The following is an 18,882-nucleotide window of genomic DNA, read 5'->3' as shown; positions in this document are numbered from 1 at the left end:
ACCTGATACGGTGAAGAAACATCTACTATCGGTGTATGAAAAAGTTGGCGTCAGTGCCTTAAGCCAGTTAATAGAATACTGCCGTTGCCATGGTTATGATAATTATGCACCTAGCCGATTTATGAGTACCCAACCTTATATACCTCTGGTCAATTGAGTAACAGTTAATGTGGAAAAACGATGGGGAGGAATGATATGAATTATTAAATAAGTAATGATTTTGATGTGCATTATAAACTTTTTTATGTTTGAACCCGCGCTTAAGCCTTTTGTTGATGCCTTGTCTGTGAAACGACAACAGGGATTGCCAGCGTTTAACCAGAGCCTGGATCTGGTCGACGATAAGGTGAGTGGCTATCATGGGTAGAATATCATGGCTAAAGAAAAAAATAGTAGATAATGTTCTGGACATGTTGGTGGGGCTACTGGGTGGTGCAGTTTTCTGGTTATCAATGATATGGATCTTCTATTTTGATAACTGGACGGCAAGACTGCTTTCAATTTTTGCTACGGTTGTTTGTATTTATCTTATTGCTAAATTTTTTGATCGGTTTTATCCTAGGTAAATCATCGCCAATATTATTTTATATCATAATAATTTATAAGGATATAATATGTCAACCACGGCTTATATTTTGGTCCGTTTGGAAAACGAAAAATATCCTACGCTAAGGACATAGGTGGCGTGGCGGGTTAACTGCTATTACGTCAATATTGAGTGCCTTCCGACACAATCTCTTCGCCAGTCCGGTACGTTTGTGCTGGTCAGGTCGGTGTACAAACAAGAAGAGAAAGACGAATCTTCCTGGCTGACACTGTACCAGCTTTACATGCATATGGGTCGAACGTGCCACAGGATAGATTTTTAAGGAGGGTCAGGCTTTATGAAAGTTAAGTATATTTTATTTTTTTTGTTCACTATATATTCCACGGCAAGCATGGCCGCATTTTCTGAAGTGGAAAATAGCCAACTCGCAAGTATTAATGGGAAAGTAACGAGTGAAGTAAAATCAGCATTAGATGATTTAAATAAATCAGTTGATGCACAGATAAGCAACAATCCAGAACATAAGTCACTCATTCTTGGTCTTAAGACATCATGGCGGGTAATGATTGATAAAAAGTGTCAATTGGAAACGATAGATTCCAAAGGAACAGATGCAGAAATGGCCGCAGTGGGCAATTGCCTGGTTTCAAACTATCAGGAAGAAATGAAGTATTTCGATGCGATGCTCCCATAAATGGCATTCACGCTGCTTGCGCCACTTGACAAGTAAACTGGGCAGTTCCTACCTCATAGCCCACGGCATAGACGCGCAACTGACCCACACTTTCTGGTACACTTTGCCCGTCGTCTCTGTCACCGTTATTGTGGAAATTTACCATGCGCCTGAACCCCAGCCAGCAAGATGCCGTCGAATTTGTTACCGGACCATGCCTGGTGCTGGCGGGTGCCGGATCGGGTAAAACGCGGGTGATCACCAATAAAATTGCCCATTTGATCCGCCAATGTGGTTACCAGGCGCGGCATATCGCGGCGGTGACATTTACCAACAAGGCGTCGCGGGAAATGCGCGAGCGGGTGGCGCAAACCTTGGGGCGGCAAGAGGCGCGTGGTCTGACTATCGCAACTTTTCATACCCTGGGGCTGGGGATCATCAAGCGAGAATATAAAGCGCTGGGCATGAAGGCCAAATTTTCCCTGTTTGACGAGCACGATCAGCAGGCGTTGCTCAAGGATCTGACGGAGCAGTGGCTGGAAGGTGACAAGGATTTGCTGAAACAATTGGCGTCGGCGATCGGCAATTGGAAAAACGATCTGTGTGATCCTCTCCGGGCGGCAGCACTGGCACGTTCAGAGCAGGAGAAACTTTTTGCTCATTGCTATGAACTGTACGATACCCATTTACGGTCGTGTAATGTGTTGGATTTTGACGATCTGATCCTGCGCCCGACCTTGCTGTTGCAGCGTGATAGCGAAGTCCGCGAGCGTTGGCAACATCGTCTGCGTTATTTGTTAGTGGATGAGTACCAGGATACCAATACCAGTCAGTATGAATTGGTGAAAATGCTGGTGGGCAGTCGCGCCCGTTTTACCGTGGTGGGTGATGACGATCAGTCGATCTATTCCTGGCGCGGCGCGCGTCCGCAAAATCTGGCGTTATTGCAGCAGGATTTCCCGGCATTGCGGGTGATCAAGCTGGAGCAAAACTACCGTTCTACCGAGCGCATTCTAAAAGCTGCCAATATTCTGATTGCCAATAATCCGCATCTGTTTGAGAAACGGCTGTATTCCCACCTGGGTTATGGTGAGGTGCTAAAGGTGATCACCGCCAACAATGAGGATCATGAGGCTGAGCGGGTAGTGGGTGAGCTGATAGCGCATCATTTTATTCGCAAAACCCGTTATCGCGATTACGCGCTGCTGTATCGGGGCAACCATCAGTCTCGGCTGTTTGAAAAAATGTTGATGCAAAATCGGATACCCTACCGGATTTCGGGCGGTACCTCGTTTTTTGCGCGCCCGGAGATCAAGGATTTATTGTGTTATTTACGGGTGCTGACGAATCCGGACGATGACAGCGCCTTTTTGCGGATCGTTAACACACCGAAGCGGGAAATCGGTCCTGCCACGCTGCAGAAACTGGGCGAATGGGCGACCACACGTAATAAGAGCTTGTTTGCCGCCAGTTTTGATGTTGGATTGACTCAAACCCTCTCTGGTCGTGGATTGGAGTCACTGGTGCATTTCACCCAGTGGATGGCGGAGATTGCCCGGCTGGCCGACGGTGATGCCGTGCAGGCGGTGCGCGATTTAATCCACGGTATGGAGTATGAAAGCTGGCTGTACGAGACGTCGCCGAGCCCTAAGGCTGCTGAAATGCGGATGAAAAACGTTAATCAGCTGTTTTCCTGGATGACGGAAATGCTGGTGGGGTCGGATCTGGATGAGCCGATGACGTTGGATCAAGTGGTGACGCGTTTTACGCTGCGCGAGATGATGGAACGGGGCGAAAATGACGAGGAAGTTGATCAGGTGCAATTGATGACGCTTCATGCCTCCAAAGGGCTGGAGTTTCCTTATGTATTCCTGGTCGGTATGGAAGAGGGGCTGTTGCCCCACCAAAGCAGCATTGATGAAAATAATATTGATGAAGAACGGCGCTTGGCCTATGTGGGCATAACGCGGGCACAAAAAGAGCTGACCTTTACCTTATGCCGCGAGCGGCGTCAGTACGGCGAAGTTATCCGGCCGGAGCCGAGTCGTTTTTTGCTCGAGTTGCCGCAAGATGATCTGGCTTGGGAAACTGTGCGTAAAGTGGTGAGCCCCGAAGATCGCATGTCCCGGGGACAGAGTCATTTGGCCAGTATTCGGGCCCAACTGGCGAAAGCGAAGGGCGAGTAAGGGCCGATTCAGTTTACGGTTTCAATTAACAAGGGCCAATGGACATAACTTTGCCACTGGCTTTCTTGTTCCAGATATTCGGCTCGTAACGGATGCACCAGTAACCAGTCTGCAGGTAATAAAACATGCAGTGTGTCATCTAACGCCCGGAGTTTGACCTCGGGAACCGTCTCATCGCGACGCCGGCTGGCAAAAATAATCGCCAGGCGCATTAATCGGCACAGGCGCTGCGCCATGTGCGGCGGTAGGCAGTTTTGCTGACTGAGCTGTTGTACATCAATATGATGACTTTGGTTTTGTAACAGAATAGCAATAAGCTTTTGCTGAGCCGGGGTAAAACCCGGTAAATCAGTATGGCGGATCAGATAGGCTGCATGCTGTGGGGCGTTTTTAATATCAATGCTCAGGCCAATTTCATGGATCATCGTGGCACCCTGTAACAGGGTCAAACATCGTTCGTCGAGTTGCCAGACATCGGCTACCTGTTCAGCAAAGTGTCGAGCCAGGACGGTGACCCGTAGCGCCTGTTCGATGTCGAGCAAATAACGGCGCTGTAAATTCTGCAGGGTGCGTTCACATACGTCCTCGCATACCGGTAAATCCAGCATACCGTACATGATGCCCTCACGCAGTGCGCCGCCTGCCAGCGTCATGGTCTTGATGTCCAATTCGTGGAACACCGCCAGTAAAATTGACAGCCCACTGGGAAATACCAGCGCCCGATCCAGGGTGAGTCCCTCGATTTCCAGTTCTTCAAGCTTACCGCATTGAATTGCCCGCTGCTTAAGCTGCAGCAGTTTGCTCAAGGTGATCTGCTCATCCATGCCCTGGGCAACCATGATCTCTTGCAGCGCTTGCACCGTACCTGAAGCGCCCACGCACACCTTCCATCCATAGGCCTGAAGCCTGGATACCACTGGGCGGATCATCTCTCGCGCGGCCTGTTCGGCCTGCTCGAAGTTTTCCTTGGTCAGGCTGCGATCCTTGAACCAGCGATCGAGCCAGGTGACACAACCCATCTCCAGGCTGAACAGTTCCAGAGCATTGGCCCCACGACCGACCACCAATTCGGTGCTGCCGCCGCCAATATCCACCACCAGACGCTCATCGGATCCGCCAGTGGTATGCGCCACGCCTTGATAAATGAGCCTGGCTTCCTCTTCGCCGCTGATAACCTGTACCGGGCATCCAAGGATCTCCCTCGCGGTGAGCAGGAACACGTCGGCGTTGGTGGCAATGCGCAGCGTGGCGGTGGCGACGACACGGATATGTTGCGGTGGAATATCCTGTAAATGCTCAGCGAACAGCCGAAGACATTGCCAGCCACGCTGCATCGCTTCAGGCGTCAACTGGTTGTCAGCGGTCAGCCCCGCAGCCAGGCGAACTTTACGCTTGATTCGCGTCAGGGTTTGGCTGGTATCTGCAACCTCACGCGCCACTAACATATGGAAGCTGTTGGAGCCTAAATCAATGGCGGCATAAAGTGAGGCGCAACTTTGCATATCGATTAGCTCGGACGTTTACGGTTATGACGTGGCGCAGCGCCCGTACTGCCAGCACCGCCCCGACGGGATGCCGAATGCCGACGCGGGCCACTGCCCGGACGGGCACGGGTGAGCCGTTTCGGCGCGGGCAGATCGGTAAGCAACGCGTCGCTATTATACTTACTTACAGGAATTTGATGGCCAATATAGCTTTCAATCGCGGTAAGGTTCAATGCATATTCTTCACAGGCCAAGCTGATGGAACTGCCGCTTTCGCCGGCGCGTCCGGTGCGACCGATACGGTGTACATAATCTTCACAGTCATCGGGCAAATCGTAGTTGAAGACATGGGTCACCAACGGGATATGCAGACCGCGGGCAGCAACATCGGTTGCGACCAGGATGTCCAGCGTGCCTTGGGTAAAATCTTCCAGGATGCGTAGGCGCCTTTTCTGGGAAACGTCACCGGTCAGCAGCCCGACGCGATGTCCGTCTGCCGCCAGATGGCCCCAGATATCCTCACACCGGTGCTTGGTATTCGCGAAAATGATGCTGCGATCCGGCCATTCTTCCTCAATCAAGGTTTGCAGCAGGCGCATTTTTTCTTCATTGGAAGGATAAAACAGCTCTTCCTGGATGCGATAGCCGGTTTTTTGCAATGGCTCGACTTCTACATACTCAGCGTTGTTCATATGCTCAAACGCCAGTTCCCGGACCCGATAAGATAACGTGGCGGAGAACAGCATATTCAAACGTAGTTCAACGGCGGGCATACGCCGGAATAGCCAGCGAATATCTTTGATGAAACCGAGGTCAAACATACGGTCGGCTTCGTCCAGCACGACGACCTGAATCGCGCCCATATTGATATAATTCTGTTTGGCATAATCGATCAAACGACCGGTGGTACCCACCAGAATATCTACGCCTGATTCCAATACTTTCAATTGCTTGTCGTAGCCATCTCCACCGTAGGCCAGGCCCATTTTCAGGCCGGTTGCCTGGGCTAATGGTTCAGCGTCGGAGTGGATCTGCACGGCCAATTCACGGGTGGGCGCCATGATCAGTGCACGTGGCTGATTGATTTGGCGCTGCTCGTTGGCAGGCTGGATAAGTAAATGATTAAACGTGGCAGCAAGGAATGCCAGCGTCTTTCCGGTACCGGTTTGCGCCTGTCCCGCGACATCTTTCCCAGCGAGTGTGATGGGTAATGTCAGCGCCTGAATAGGCGTGCAGTTATTAAATCCTTGTTTTTCAAGAGATTCAACAATCAGCGGATGCAGGGCGAAGTCGGAAAACTTCTTTTCGGTTAAGTGTGTTTTGCTCATAGTGTGGTAGAATAACAGTTAACTATTGCATTACGAAAGCGTATCCAGTGAAATAAAGTCAACTGGGCGATGGTTAACCTTAAACCAGTCGGGTAAAGATAATCCTGTGGAGTAGAACATGAGCGATAAAATTATTCACGTAAGCGACGACAGCTTCGAAAAGGACGTGTTGCAAGCCAAGGGATTGTTCCTGGTTGATTTCTGGGCGGAGTGGTGTGGTCCGTGTAAAATGATTGCACCGATCCTGACTGAAATCGCTGATGAATTCGAAGGTAAACTGACTATCGCCAAGCTTAACATTGATGAAAACCCGGCCACCGCGCCTAAATATGGTATTCGCGGCATCCCAACCCTGCTGTTGTTCAAAGACGGCGAAGTGGTTGCGACCAAGGTTGGCGCACTGTCCAGAAGTCAGCTGAAAGAGTTCCTCAATAAGAATTTGTAATCATCAAAACGGGTTATCCCTGCTGGGCTCTGGCGGTTCGGTATTTTTTCTCGTATTGACCGCTAGACGCCCGCCAAGAACCATGCTAAGTTTAGATCCACTGCATTTAGATCTTACCTGTAGTTTGAATCTGAGCTTTGCTCTTTGCCCGAGTCCCGTTGCAGAAAAGAACTAACGTGATCAAGCAAAGTGTTCAGGCAATCTGGATTTGAATTGATCCGTTTTTAGGCGCTCTCAATCTTCAGTCTTCTTGTATTCATTTTGCATGATTAGCTGTTCATCATCATCAGCCCAAACGGGATGTACTGGGATTAAATGCCGTTAGACAGGCACGATTATACGCTGCCATACCCATTCACAAAAATAGTTCGAGATTTACCCCGAGTTTAAGAACCCACCATTATGAACCTTACCGAATTAAAAAATACGCCGGTTTCTGAGCTAGTTACTCTCGGCGAAAGTATGGGGCTGGAAAATCTGGCCCGTATGCGCAAGCAGGATATTATCTTCGCCATTTTAAAGCAGCATGCCAAAAGTGGTGAGGATATCTTTGGCGATGGCGTGTTGGAAATTTTACAGGATGGATTCGGTTTTCTCCGCTCTGGGGACAGTTCGTACCTCGCCGGTCCCGATGATATTTATGTTTCCCCCAGCCAAATCCGTCGTTTCAATCTCCGCACCGGGGATACCATCGCCGGTAAGATCCGTCCGCCTAAAGAAGGTGAACGCTACTTTGCGCTATTGAAAGTTAACGAAGTTAACTATGACAAGCCTGAGAATGCCCGTAACAAAATTCTGTTTGAAAACTTAACCCCGCTGCATGCCAACTCTCGGTTGCGTATGGAACGTGGTAATGGTTCGACGGAAGATTTGACCGCACGGGTATTGGATCTGGCCGCCCCCATCGGCCGCGGCCAGCGCGGCTTGATCGTGGCGCCGCCGAAGGCTGGTAAGACCATGCTGCTGCAAAATATCGCGCAGAGCATCGCCTATAATCATCCCGACTGCGTTTTGATGGTGTTGCTGATCGATGAACGCCCTGAAGAAGTGACCGAAATGCAGCGCCTGGTAAAAGGCGAAGTGATCGCGTCCACCTTCGATGAGCCGGCATCTAGGCATGTGCAGGTTGCCGAAATGGTGATCGAGAAAGCAAAACGGCTGGTCGAACATAAAAAAGATGTGATCATCTTGTTGGACTCCATTACCCGTTTGGCCCGTGCTTACAACACCGTGGTTCCGGCTTCCGGTAAAGTATTGACCGGTGGTGTGGACGCCAATGCCCTCCATCGTCCGAAACGTTTCTTCGGCGCGGCACGTAATATGGAAGAGGGCGGCAGCCTGACCATTATCGCCACTGCGTTAGTTGACACCGGTTCAAAGATGGATGAGGTTATTTACGAGGAATTCAAAGGTACCGGCAATATGGAACTGCACCTCTCGCGTAAAATCGCTGAGAAACGCGTATTCCCGGCTATTGACTACAATCGCTCAGGTACCCGTAAGGAAGAGTTGCTGACCACCCAGGAAGAACTGCAGAAAATGTGGATCCTGCGTAAGATCATCCATCCGATGGGTGAAACCGACGCGATGGAATTCTTGATGAACAAATTGGCAATGACTAAAACTAACGACGAGTTTTTCGATATGATGAAACGCTCTTAATCGACAAAAACTCGGGTAACGCCACGTCAAGACGTGGCGTTTTTTGTTTCTGATGCTACGATAGTCAGATATTCTTGGCTTTGCCTTGGAAATAGAGGATTGGCCGAAAACAGTCTTTTTGCTTCAATTCACCTGACGGAGATTCGGGTGGTCCGAACCGGTGACAAAGCCAGTATTTTCAGTGTCACGAAATCCAGTGACGATTGATGCGGAAAGTGAGATGCGTTTACGACTTTAACGCGTCAAACAGCCTGATGGATGCAGAGAACTTTCTATTGTGAACTTACTCAATATGAGTACTGATTTTATTGCCATTTTTTTATTTTCGATGGTCTTTTTGTTCCTCTCCCGAAAAGTTGCCAAGAAAATAGGCTTGGTGGATAAACCCAATTATCGTAAACGTCACCAAGGTCAGATTCCGTTGGTGGGCGGTATCTCCATCTACGCGGGGATCTGCTTCACCTTCGTTTACACCGATCACTTTGTGCCCCATATCGGGCTGTATTTGCTGTGCTCCGGGATCCTGGTGCTGACGGGGGCGTTGGACGATCGCTTCGATATCAGCGTTAAGTTGCGGGCCGGGATCCAAGCCCTGGTCGCTATTGCGATGATGTATTTCGGTGGTTTGTACATCAACAGCCTGGGCTTTATATTTGGTCCTTGGGAAATGGTACTCGGTCCGTTTGGTTATCCGATAACCCTGTTTGCTGTCTGGGCGGCAATCAATGCGTTTAACATGGTTGACGGCATTGATGGCTTACTGGGCGGTTTATCCTGCGTTTCTCTAGGCGCCATGGGCATATTGATGTGTCTGGATCACAACCCCAGCCTGGGTTTGTGGTGTTTTGCCATGATTGCCGCCATTTTGCCCTACATTCTGCTTAATCTTGGCCTGTTTGGCCGGCACTATAAAGTGTTCATGGGTGATGCTGGCAGCACCATGATCGGCTTTAGCATTATCTGGATTATCCTGCAAAGTACCCAAGGCAATGGTCATCCGATGAACCCGGTTACCGGTTTGTGGATCATCGCTATCCCTTTGATGGATATGATTGCCATCATGTACCGCCGTATGCGTAAAGGCATGAGCCCCTTCTCTCCCGACCGTCAACACATCCATCATCTGATCATGCGCGCTGGCTTTAGTCCTCGACAAGCCTTTGTTATTATTACTGTTACCGCTGCCTTGCTGGCGGCATTCGGCGTAGCGGGCGAGCGATGGTTTGTTTGGCCTGATTCGGTAATGCTGGCGTTGTTCATCGTGGTGTTCTTACTCTACGGCTACGTTCTTAAATGTGCCTGGCGGGTAGCGCGGTTTGTGAAACGAACCAAGCGGCGGTTCGGCAATAAAAATTTACCCATTCACCGTAACGCGGGGCACAAATGACGGCAGATTCCCAACCATCCGGGCTGGATAATGAGCTCGATCTCAAGGGGCTTTTGGGCGCTTTTTGGCGGGGTAAGCTGTGGATCATCGGCATGGCGCTGTTTTTTGCCCTGATTGCGCTGGCCTATTCCTTTGTGGTTAAGCAAGAGTGGACCGCCACGGCGATCACCGATAAGCCCACGGTAAATCTACTGGGCAGCTACTTTTCGCAACAGCAGTTCCTGCATAACCTGGATATAAAAAATACCGCGTTGCCCACTTCGGATATGCCGTCCATTGGGGATGAGGCCTATCAGGAATTTATTCGCCAACTGGCCGCTTATGACACGCGGCGGGAGTTTTGGCAAACCAGCGAATACTACATCTCGCGCAAAGAAGGTGATGCTCATGCCGATGCGGTGCTGCTAGAGGAACTGATCGCCGACATCAAGTTCAGCTCACGCGATGATGCCAAAAAACTGCCGGATCAGATCCAGTTGGTGGCTGAAACGGCGCAGGACGCCAACCAACTGTTGCGTAGCTATGTGGTGTTCGCCAATCAGCGTGCGGACAACAATCTGAATGAAGATATAACCGGCGCTTGGGCCGCGCGCACCATTTCCCTGAAAGCTCAGGTCAAACGCCAAATGGCGGTGGCCAATGCGGTTTATCAACGTGATCAAAACGCGCTACGGCAGGCGATGGATATTGCCAAGCAGCGGGGCATCAGCCATAGTCAAACTAACCTGCCGGCGGAGCAATTGCCCTCGTCAGGATTATTTTTGCTTGGTGAGCCGTTGTTACAGGCACGGCTGGCGGCATTAGAGGCCGCGGGCCCTGATTTTGATGTGGAGTACGAGCAGAATCGGGCTATGTTGGCCACGCTGAATGTGGGGCCAAGTTTACAACACAGTTTCCAGACTTACCGTTATTTAAGAACACCCGAAGCGCCAGTAAAACGCGACAAGCCTCGCCGGGTATTTCTGCTTATTTTATGGGGTGCCATGGGGGGATTGGTGGGAGCCGGTATTGCGTTGGCCCGGCGCAGATGACACCGTTTAACAGTAGCACCATTCGGATGGATATGCCGTTCGCTATGCAGCAGAACGTAAATCAGCCAAGCCTTTGGCTTACTTGAGACGGAAGGGAATTGCTGTGAAAGTGTTGATCGTTTTCGGCACCAGGCCGGAAGCCATAAAAATGGCACCGCTCATACTGGCTCTTGGCCAAGATCCTGCATTTGAAACCCGGATTTGCGTCACGGCGCAACATCGGGAAATGCTAGATCAGGTTTTGCGGTTATTCGACATCGTGCCCGATTACGATTTGAACATCATGCGCCCTGATCAAGGACTGACGGAAATCACCAGCCGGATTCTTATCGGTATGAAACCGGTATTGGCGTCGTTTTGTCCCGATGTGGTGCTGGTTCATGGCGATACCACCACGACCCTATCCGCCAGCCTGGCGGCATTCTATCAGCAGATCCCGGTAGGGCATGTTGAAGCAGGATTACGCACGGGTAATCTGTACTCCCCTTGGCCTGAAGAAGCCAATCGAAAACTCACGGGTCATCTGGCGATGTATCATTTTGCGCCTACCGAAAATGCGCGCCAGAACCTGCTGCGCGAAGGTTTGGCACCAGAGCGGATTTTTGTGACCGGCAATAGCGTCATTGATGCGTTATTTTGGGTACGCGATCGCGTGTTGAACAACGCAAAGTTGCGCGGCTCGCTTGAACAACGCTACGATTACCTTGATGCACAAAAAAAGATGATTCTTGTCACTGGCCATCGGCGGGAGAGTTTTGGTGACGGGTTTGAACGTATCTGCAGCGCCTTGGCGAATATTGCCCGCCAGCATCCCGATGTGCAGGTGGTTTATCCGGTTCATCTTAATCCCAACGTCAGTGAACCGGTTAACCGCATCTTACGCGGTATCCCCAATATCAAGCTTATCGATCCGCAAGATTACCTGCCGTTTGTCTATCTTATGCATCGAGCCTTTCTGATTCTCACTGACTCCGGTGGTATTCAGGAGGAAGCCCCTTCGCTAGGAAAACCGGTGCTGGTGATGCGTGATACCACCGAACGTCCGGAGGCGGTGGCGACGGGGGCCGTGTTGCTGGTAGGTACCGATCCGAAAACCATTCAAGCAGCGGTATCCAGGTTACTGACCGATACCGATGAATACCAGGCTATGAGTCAGGCACAAAACCCTTATGGCGACGGCCAGGCATGTCAAAGAATTATCGAAGCCTTAAAAAATAATCAGGTGAAAGTATGAGTTTCGACACAATCTCCGTTATCGGATTGGGCTACATCGGTCTGCCAACCGCGGCGGCGTTTGCTTCGCGTCACAAGCAGGTGGTGGGTGTAGATGTGAACCAACAGGCGGTGAATACCATCAACCGTGGCCACATTCATATTGTCGAACCGGATTTGGATGAGGTGGTCAAGCGGGCGGTTGATGAGGGTTATCTGTGCGCCGTGAGTGAACCGGTGGCCGCCGATGCTTTTCTGATAGCAGTACCCACACCCTTCTGCAAGGAGCATGAACCCGATTTGACCTATGTGCGGGCCGCCGCACTTTCGCTGGCACCGGTATTAAAAAAAGGTGATTTAGTCATTCTGGAGTCGACCTCTCCGGTGGGGACCACTGAACAGATGGCGCAGTGGTTGGCCAGTGCACGCCAGGATCTCAGTTTTCCGCAGACGGCGGGGGAACACGCCGATATCAATATTGCCTACTGCCCAGAGCGCGTATTGCCGGGCAAGGTGATGATGGAATTGATTAACAACGATCGGATTATCGGCGGCATGACCGCTCGGTGTTCCGCTCGCGCCAGTGAGCTTTACCGTATCTTCCTCAAAGGGGAGTGTGTGGTCACTAATGCCCGTACTGCGGAGATGTGCAAACTGACGGAAAACAGTTTTCGCGATGTGAATATTGCCTTCGCTAACGAACTGTCGGTGATTTGTGCCGATCAAGGTATTAATGTTTGGGAGCTGATTCGTTTGGCCAACCGACATCCCCGGGTCAATATTCTGCAGCCTGGACCGGGGGTGGGTGGACACTGTATCGCCGTAGACCCGTGGTTTATCGTCGCGCAAAACCCCCAACATGCACGGTTGATTCATACCGCCCGGTTGGTCAACGATGCTAAACCCGAATGGGTCATGGATCGGGTTAAAGCGGTGGTGGCGGATTGCCTGGTAACGAGTGGCAAACGTGCCAGCGAGGTGATCATCGCCTGTTTCGGTTTGGCGTTTAAACCGGACATCGATGACCTGCGGGAGAGTCCGGCGGTTTCCATCACTCGGCGGATTGCCCAATGGCATCCAGGAGAAACGCAGGTTGTCGAGCCTTACGTGGACCAGTTGCCCCCATCACTGGCGGGGCTCGCTACGTTAACCGGACTTGATAGCGCATTGCAGTGCGCCGATGTGCTGGTCATGTTGGTGGATCACAGTCCCTTCAAGGCACGCCAACCCAGTACGGTTACCCAGCGCTGGATCGTCGACACCAAAGGGGTGTGGCGCTAGGCTTGCCGTCGCCGCTTAACACCATGCCGGTATCGATTTTTACCGGCATTGGCCAACATTTGCGAGGTGGATATCATGTCCTTGCGTGCCAACGTTGAACCGCTGGGCTGGGAAAGTGAGTTTTTTGGCATTGCCAGCGCTAAGTTGTGCTTCGAACCCACGGCAAAATCATTAACCAGCGCTGATTTCATCGCCTACCACGTGGTTCAGGCTAAAGTGCCGGCCGATGCGGCGCCGGTCATGGATGCGCTTACGGTGTTGGGTTTTCGCTTGGCGGAGGGGGAGATTGATTGCAGTTGCTCCGTGGCACATGTCGAGAGTCACGCCGCTGATCTATTATCCTTGCCTGCAGTGAACCGTGATGATGCGCCTCGGGTGGCTGGCATGGGGGATGTCGCCGCACTAAGGCAACTGGCATCGTCGGCGTTTACCCTCAGCCGGTTTCGTGAACCTTGGTATCCTGAGGCGGATTGCCGGCGTTTTTACGCCTTGTGGGCGGAAAAGGCGGTTCAGGGCACCTTTGATGATGTCTGTCTGGTCATTGGCCCGGTGGGTGCTATTCAGGGGATGGTGACACTGCGTACCAGTGACCTGGACCAGGCGCGGATCGGACTGCTGGCGGTGCAGCCAGGCTTGGCCGGGCGTGGTGTGGGGCGGGCATTGTTTTACGCCGCGCACCGCTGGTGTCTAGAGAATAACAAAACGCGCCTGCGGGTTGCCACTCAGATTGGCAACATAGCCGCATTAAGGCTTTATATTGCGTGCGGTGCCACTATTGACAGCACTGCCTATTGGTTTTACAGGTGAATATATGATTCCTTTTAACGCGCCACCGGTAGTGGGTACCGAACTGGATTTTATGCGCTCAGCGCTCGGTAGCGGCAAACTGTGCGGTGATGGCGATTTTACCCGGCGCTGCCAGAGCTGGTTAGAGCAGCGTTTCGGCAGCCCGCGGGCACTGCTGACCCCGTCGGGTACCGCGTCGCTTGAGATGGCAGCGATCCTGCTGGATATCAAGCCTGGCGATGAAGTCATCATGCCGAGCTATACCTTTGTTTCCACCGCCAATGCGTTTGTGCTGCGCGGCGCGATCATTGTATTTGTGGATATCCGTCCCGACACCATGAATATGGACGAGCAACTGATCGAAGCGGCGATCACGGATAAAACCCGGGCGATCGTGCCGGTTCATTACGCTGGCATTGCCTGCGAGATGGATACCATTATGGCTCTGGCGCAGCGCTATGGCTTAGCGGTGATTGAAGACGCCGCCCAGGGTGTGATGGCGCAATACCGTGGTAAACCGCTAGGCACCATCGGACATATCGGCTGCTATAGTTTTCATGAAACCAAAAATTACACCGCCGGCGGCGAAGGTGGCGCCACCATGATCAACGATCCTGCCCTGATTGACCGCGCGGAAATCATTCGTGAAAAAGGCACCAATCGCAGTCAGTTTTTTCGTGGCCAGGCGGATAAGTATACCTGGCGCGACATTGGCTCCAGCTACCTGATGGCCGATTTACAGGCCGCTTATCTGTGGGGACAACTGGAGGCTGCCGAGGCTATCAACCGACGCCGGCTTAGCCTGTGGGGCCGCTATCGCGAGCAGTTGCAACCGTTGGCTGACGCGGGCCGTATCGAGCTGCCGACGGTGGCCGAAGGCTGTGTACAAAATGGTCATATGTTTTATCTCAAACTACGGGATTTTACTGAACGCTCGGCGTTTATCACGCATATGAAAGCAGCGGATATTCTGACGGTATTCCACTATATTCCACTGCATGATAGCCCGGCAGGATTGCGCTTTGGCCGTTTTAACGGCGAGGATCGGTTTACCACTCGGGAAAGCGAGCGCTTGGTGCGGTTGCCTTTGTTCTATAATTTATCCGACGCGCAGCAATATCAGGTGATTGACGCCATTAACCGGTTTTTCAGCCGCAGTTCCGACTGATATGTCGCTGGCAAGGGCAACGCTTTGGACCGCCGGTTCAACGCTGGTAAAGATCGGCGTCGGACTGCTGCTGGTGAAATTGATCGCGGTGGTGTTTGGACCGGCTGGTGTGGGTCAGGCGGGTAATTTCCGTCAGTTGGTGACTGTGCTTGGGGTGTTATCGGGTGCGGGAATTTTCAACGGCATCACCAAGTATGTTGCGCAGTATCAAGGGCAACAGGCGCGACTGCGTGCCGTGTTGGGCACCGGTTCCGCTATGGCGTTGGGGTTTTCTCTCCTGCTGGCGATAGTCTTTCTGTTGGCGGCCGGACCTATCAGCCAGGTACTGTTTGGTCATGATGGCTATCGCAACGTCGTGCGGGCGGTGGCGTTTATCCAATTGGGCATTGCCTGCGCCAATCTGATGCTGTCCATCCTCAAGGGGTTTCGCGATGCGGCGGGCAACGCGCTGGCCGTGAGCCTTGGCAGCGTCTTGGGCGCCGGCGTATTTTTTCTTTGTTACCGATGGGGGGGGTACGCTGGTGCGCTGGTGGGCCTAGCCGTGGTTCCGGCCATTACGGTCATTCCGGCAACGCTTATCCTCCTGCGGCGTCGGCAAGTGCGCCTGGGTGATTTTCGGCCGGCCTGGGATCGGGTGATGGCCACCCAGCTCGGAAAATTCACCCTGATGGCACTGATGACCTCGTTCACCCTGCCTGTCGCCTATATCATGATGCGAAATCTATTGGCGCAACGATTCAGCTGGAACGAAGTCGGCATGTGGCAAGGGGTGAGCAGTATCTCCGACGCCTATTTGCAGTTTATTACCGCCTCATTTACCGTTTATCTGTTGCCCACCCTGTCGCGGTTGACGAACAAGCACGCACTGAGTCAGGAAATTGGCCGCGCGTTGCTGTTTGTGCTGCCGGCCGTCACCACGGTAAGTGTGGTGTTGTGGTTACTCAGGGATGTGGCCATCCGTTTGCTGTTTTCCACCGCGTTTGAGCCGATGCGTGATTTGTTCGCCTGGCAGTTGGTAGGGGATGTATTGAAAGTGGGTGCTTACGTTTTTGGCTATCTGGTGATTGCCAAAGCGTCGCTGCGCTTTTATCTGTTAACGGAAATCAGCCAGTTTTTGCTACTGACCGGGTTTTCCCATTGGTTGATCCCGCTTCATGGCGCGCTTGGCGCGACCCAGGCGTATATGGCAACCTATGTAACCTATTTTGTGCTTTGCGGTGGCGTGTTTATTCTTTATTGCAGGAAAAAATGACCCAATTAATTCATGTACTCGGCTCGGACATACCTCACCATAATCTGACGGTGCTGCGTTTTTTTAATGACCAGCTGGCCGCAGACCTTCCTGCCCAAGTGGTTGGTCAGTTTATGTTGGTAAGTGCTGACCCTGCCTCATTCCCTCATTTTGCGCACCTCACCATCGATACCTTTGCCGATAAGCGTAGCTTGGCCAGGGCGGTTATTGCGCGGGCTGCGGGCGAGCCGAGCGCACAGTTTTTTTTGCACGGACAGTTTAATCCGGGACTCTGGATAGCCCTGTTAATGGGTAAAATTGCCCCTGCCCGGGTGAGTTGGCATATCTGGGGCGCCGATCTTTATGAAGCGTCCCGCAACTGGCGGCATAGGCTGTTTTACCTGCTGCGTCGTCGGGCGCAAGGCCGTATCGGGCACGTATTCGCTACTCTGGGCGATCTCGACATCTATCGTCGACGTCATCCTGAGGTGCCCGTTTCGCCGTTGTATTTTCCGACCCGCATGGACCCGGATCTGTGTTTTGCACGGCCGGTGTCGGCGGCGGGTGGCACCTTTACCGTGCTGATCGGCAATTCCGGGGATACCACTAATCGCCATATAGAGGCACTGCAAGCCATTCACCGGCAATTTGGCGCAGAGGTGCAGGTGATTGTGCCCTTAGGGTATCCTGCCCACAATGCGGACTATATTGCTCGGGTGCGTGCCGCGGGCGAACGCTATTTTGCCCCTGAACGCCTGGAGCTGTTAACCGAACCGGTGGCGTTTGAGGATTACCTGGCGATACTGCGCCGGTGCGATCTGGGCTATTTTCTGTTTAACCGCCAGCAAGGGATTGGCACGCTCTGCTTGTTGATTCAGTTCGGCATTCCTTTTGTGCTGAGCCGGCAGAATCCTTTCTGGCAGGATTTAGCTGGACAGCAGTTACCGGTATTGTTTGATGGCGATGAGCTGGATCGGGCGGTGGTGGCCGAGGCGCGCAGACAACTGGCCGGCGTGGATAAAAAACAGATTGCCTTCTTTTACCCCAATTATCTGGTGGGATGGCGGCGGGCGCTGGCTGTGGCTGCGGGAACCGCCTTATGACTCTGGCCCAGTTCGGCGCAATGGTCGTGGTATACCTGCTGTCACTGCTTTTGGTGCTGACCCTGACCTATCGGGAACTGCGGCGAACGAAATTCAGTTTCAACGTATTGTTTTCACTGTTGTATTTATTAACTTTTTATTTCGGTTTTCCCTTGACCTGTGTGTTGGTATTCCGTTTCGACGTCGAGGTTGTGCCGGTTGAATTCTTGATGGAGGCGCTGTTGGCCGCCACCGCATTTTACGCCATCTACTACGTCAGCTATAAACTTCGCTGGTTTGCCCAGGCGAGGCCGTCACGCCAGCCTATACTTAACGTAAACCGGGTAGAGACCAATCTGACTTGGATACTGCTGGCATTAACCGCTATTGGCACGGTAGGCATTTTCTTTTTGCACAATGGTTTTTTACTTTTCCGTCTACAGTCTTACAGCCAGATTTTTTCCAAAGACGTCTCGGACGTCGCCCTTAAGCGTTTTTTCTATTTTTTTATTCCGGCTATGCTGATTATTTATTTCCTTAATCCTACCCGGCGCAGTTGGTTATTGTTCCTATGCACTACCGTGGTTTTTGGCATTTTCACCTATATGGTGGTGGGTGGAACGCGGGCCAATATTATCATCGCGTTTGCCCTGTTTTTGTTTATCGGTATTCAACGCGGCTGGGTGAGCTTGTGGATGCTTGTCGGTGCGGGTTTGGTGGCCGTGGCGGGCATGTTCTGGCTGGCGTTAAAGCGCTACGGCCTGGACGTCAGCGGTGAGGAGGCGTTTTACACCTTTTTGTATCTCACTCGCGATACGTTTTCACCTTGGGAAAACCTGGCGCTATTATTACAACACTACGATAAAATCGATTTTCAGGGTTTGGCGCCGATAGTGCGCGATTTTTATGTGTTTATCCCTGCCTGGGTGTGGCCTGACCGGCCTCATCTGGTACTCAATACGGCTAATTATTTCACTTGGTCAGTGCTGGATAACCATTCCGGCCTGGCGATTTCGCCCACCTTAATCGGTTCACTGGTGGTCATGGGCGGCGTGACGTTTATCCCGCTGGGGGCGGTGGTGGTAGGGTTGATCCTCAAAGGGTTCGATACGCTGTATGAGCAGGGCAAAAGGGCGACAAATCGCTATCGCTCTGCGGTGCTACAGGCGTTTTGTTTTGGCGCCATCTTTAATCTCATTGTATTGGCCCGCGAAGGGGTAGATGCATTTGTTTCGCGGGTGGTGTTTTTCGGCCTGGTATTTGGCCTTTGCCTGTTGTTGGCCAAATTGCTGTATTTAATCTTCGACCGCGTGGGTTTGATCCGGCCCCGCCGCCCGCCTGAGTCGACAGGGGTGTTGTAAGTTGCCTTGGCCTCTGAA

General features: G+C 52.0%; 16 protein-coding genes. 14 read left to right on the top strand and 2 right to left on the bottom strand.

What is annotated here, in order from left to right; translation table 11 throughout:
• Positions 1 to 223: 223 nt before the first annotated feature.
• The 3 genes from SJI19_RS10715 (at position 224) to rep (ending at position 3,406) form a co-directional block, all read left to right on the top strand.
• Positions 224 to 367, top strand: coding sequence for a hypothetical protein (locus SJI19_RS10715; RefSeq protein WP_323478244.1), 144 nt, complete (start codon positions 224 to 226; stop codon positions 365 to 367).
• Between the two features lie 517 nt (positions 368 to 884).
• Entirely contained in the window at positions 885 to 1,241 is a 357-nt protein-coding gene (locus tag SJI19_RS10710) for a hypothetical protein (RefSeq protein ID WP_323478243.1), read from the top strand.
• Between the two features lie 143 nt (positions 1,242 to 1,384).
• On the top strand, positions 1,385 to 3,406 hold the full coding sequence (rep, locus tag SJI19_RS10705; RefSeq protein ID WP_323478242.1) for a DNA helicase Rep: 2,022 nt from the start codon (positions 1,385 to 1,387) through the stop codon (positions 3,404 to 3,406).
• A gap of 8 nt (positions 3,407 to 3,414) precedes the next feature.
• On the opposite strand, the gene gppA is transcribed toward rep, so the two are convergent.
• Together gppA and rhlB are read right to left on the bottom strand one after the other, a co-directional pair.
• Positions 3,415 to 4,908, bottom strand: coding sequence for a guanosine-5'-triphosphate,3'-diphosphate diphosphatase (gppA, locus tag SJI19_RS10700; protein WP_323478241.1), 1,494 nt, complete (start codon positions 4,906 to 4,908; stop codon positions 3,415 to 3,417).
• 5 nt (positions 4,909 to 4,913) lie between these two features.
• Entirely contained in the window at positions 4,914 to 6,218 is a 1,305-nt protein-coding gene (gene rhlB, locus SJI19_RS10695) for an ATP-dependent RNA helicase RhlB (RefSeq protein WP_323478240.1), read from the bottom strand.
• Between the two features lie 118 nt (positions 6,219 to 6,336).
• Here rhlB and trxA point away from each other — a divergent pair, with 118 nt between their 5' ends.
• The 11 genes from trxA (at position 6,337) to wzyE (ending at position 18,864) form a co-directional block, all read left to right on the top strand.
• Positions 6,337 to 6,663: a thioredoxin TrxA gene (gene trxA, locus SJI19_RS10690; protein ID WP_323478239.1), complete on the top strand. Its 327-nt coding sequence runs from the start codon at positions 6,337 to 6,339 to the stop codon at positions 6,661 to 6,663.
• A 402-nt stretch (positions 6,664 to 7,065) separates the two neighbouring features.
• On the top strand, positions 7,066 to 8,325 hold the full coding sequence (gene rho / locus SJI19_RS10685; protein WP_323478238.1) for a transcription termination factor Rho: 1,260 nt from the start codon (positions 7,066 to 7,068) through the stop codon (positions 8,323 to 8,325).
• Between the two features lie 277 nt (positions 8,326 to 8,602).
• Positions 8,603 to 9,712, top strand: coding sequence for a UDP-N-acetylglucosamine--undecaprenyl-phosphate N-acetylglucosaminephosphotransferase (wecA, locus tag SJI19_RS10680; RefSeq protein ID WP_323478237.1), 1,110 nt, complete (start codon positions 8,603 to 8,605; stop codon positions 9,710 to 9,712).
• Positions 9,709 to 10,743, top strand: coding sequence for an ECA polysaccharide chain length modulation protein (gene wzzE, locus SJI19_RS10675; protein ID WP_323478236.1), 1,035 nt, complete (start codon positions 9,709 to 9,711; stop codon positions 10,741 to 10,743). The genes wecA and wzzE overlap by 4 nt, the downstream gene beginning before the upstream one ends.
• A gap of 103 nt (positions 10,744 to 10,846) precedes the next feature.
• Positions 10,847 to 11,977: a non-hydrolyzing UDP-N-acetylglucosamine 2-epimerase gene (gene wecB / locus SJI19_RS10670; protein ID WP_323478235.1), complete on the top strand. Its 1,131-nt coding sequence runs from the start codon at positions 10,847 to 10,849 to the stop codon at positions 11,975 to 11,977.
• Complete coding sequence (wecC, locus tag SJI19_RS10665) at positions 11,974 to 13,236, top strand: UDP-N-acetyl-D-mannosamine dehydrogenase (protein WP_323478234.1); 1,263 nt, start codon at positions 11,974 to 11,976, stop codon at positions 13,234 to 13,236. Before wecB ends, wecC begins: the two co-directional genes overlap by 4 nt.
• A gap of 75 nt (positions 13,237 to 13,311) precedes the next feature.
• Positions 13,312 to 14,043: a dTDP-4-amino-4,6-dideoxy-D-galactose acyltransferase gene (gene rffC / locus SJI19_RS10660; RefSeq protein ID WP_323478233.1), complete on the top strand. Its 732-nt coding sequence runs from the start codon at positions 13,312 to 13,314 to the stop codon at positions 14,041 to 14,043.
• A gap of 4 nt (positions 14,044 to 14,047) precedes the next feature.
• A complete protein-coding gene (gene rffA, locus SJI19_RS10655; RefSeq protein WP_323478232.1) occupies positions 14,048 to 15,190 on the top strand; it encodes a dTDP-4-amino-4,6-dideoxygalactose transaminase in 1,143 nt (380 codons plus the stop codon).
• A gap of 1 nt (position 15,191) precedes the next feature.
• Positions 15,192 to 16,442 carry a lipid III flippase WzxE gene (gene wzxE / locus SJI19_RS10650; RefSeq protein ID WP_323478253.1) on the top strand — a complete coding sequence of 417 codons (1,251 nt, stop codon included), beginning with the start codon at positions 15,192 to 15,194 and terminating at the stop codon, positions 16,440 to 16,442.
• Positions 16,439 to 17,524 carry a TDP-N-acetylfucosamine:lipid II N-acetylfucosaminyltransferase gene (locus tag SJI19_RS10645; RefSeq protein ID WP_323478231.1) on the top strand — a complete coding sequence of 362 codons (1,086 nt, stop codon included), beginning with the start codon at positions 16,439 to 16,441 and terminating at the stop codon, positions 17,522 to 17,524. The genes wzxE and SJI19_RS10645 overlap by 4 nt, the downstream gene beginning before the upstream one ends.
• Positions 17,521 to 18,864, top strand: a complete 1,344-nt coding sequence (gene wzyE, locus SJI19_RS10640; protein WP_323478230.1) for an ECA oligosaccharide polymerase — start codon at positions 17,521 to 17,523, stop codon at positions 18,862 to 18,864. Before SJI19_RS10645 ends, wzyE begins: the two co-directional genes overlap by 4 nt.
• Positions 18,865 to 18,882 lie beyond the last annotated feature (18 nt).

It is taken from the genome of Acerihabitans sp. TG2 (assembly GCF_035013185.1).
In the GTDB taxonomy this organism is placed as follows: Bacteria; Pseudomonadota; Gammaproteobacteria; order Enterobacterales; family Enterobacteriaceae; genus Acerihabitans.
Note: the sequence above shows the minus strand (reverse complement) of the source record. Positions and strands in the feature narration are given on the sequence as shown.

What these genes read in the sequence shown, in the direction of transcription:
- rffC (WP_323478233.1), top strand. Translation starts at nt 13,312, where the DNA reads ATGTCCTTGCGTGCCAACGTTGAACCGCTGGGCTGGGAAAGTGAGTTT.
- wzyE (WP_323478230.1), top strand. Translation starts at nt 17,521, where the DNA reads ATGACTCTGGCCCAGTTCGGCGCAATGGTCGTGGTATACCTGCTGTCA.
- gppA (WP_323478241.1), bottom strand. Translation starts at nt 4,908, where the DNA reads ATGCAAAGTTGCGCCTCACTTTATGCCGCCATTGATTTAGGCTCCAAC.
- wzzE (WP_323478236.1), top strand. Translation starts at nt 9,709, where the DNA reads ATGACGGCAGATTCCCAACCATCCGGGCTGGATAATGAGCTCGATCTC.
- rffA (WP_323478232.1), top strand. Translation starts at nt 14,048, where the DNA reads ATGATTCCTTTTAACGCGCCACCGGTAGTGGGTACCGAACTGGATTTT.
- wzxE (WP_323478253.1), top strand. Translation starts at nt 15,192, where the DNA reads ATGTCGCTGGCAAGGGCAACGCTTTGGACCGCCGGTTCAACGCTGGTA.
- SJI19_RS10715 (WP_323478244.1), top strand. Translation starts at nt 224, where the DNA reads ATGTGCATTATAAACTTTTTTATGTTTGAACCCGCGCTTAAGCCTTTT.
- rho (WP_323478238.1), top strand. Translation starts at nt 7,066, where the DNA reads ATGAACCTTACCGAATTAAAAAATACGCCGGTTTCTGAGCTAGTTACT.
- rep (WP_323478242.1), top strand. Translation starts at nt 1,385, where the DNA reads ATGCGCCTGAACCCCAGCCAGCAAGATGCCGTCGAATTTGTTACCGGA.
- trxA (WP_323478239.1), top strand. Translation starts at nt 6,337, where the DNA reads ATGAGCGATAAAATTATTCACGTAAGCGACGACAGCTTCGAAAAGGAC.
- SJI19_RS10645 (WP_323478231.1), top strand. Translation starts at nt 16,439, where the DNA reads ATGACCCAATTAATTCATGTACTCGGCTCGGACATACCTCACCATAAT.
- SJI19_RS10710 (WP_323478243.1), top strand. Translation starts at nt 885, where the DNA reads ATGAAAGTTAAGTATATTTTATTTTTTTTGTTCACTATATATTCCACG.
- rhlB (WP_323478240.1), bottom strand. Translation starts at nt 6,218, where the DNA reads ATGAGCAAAACACACTTAACCGAAAAGAAGTTTTCCGACTTCGCCCTG.
- wecC (WP_323478234.1), top strand. Translation starts at nt 11,974, where the DNA reads ATGAGTTTCGACACAATCTCCGTTATCGGATTGGGCTACATCGGTCTG.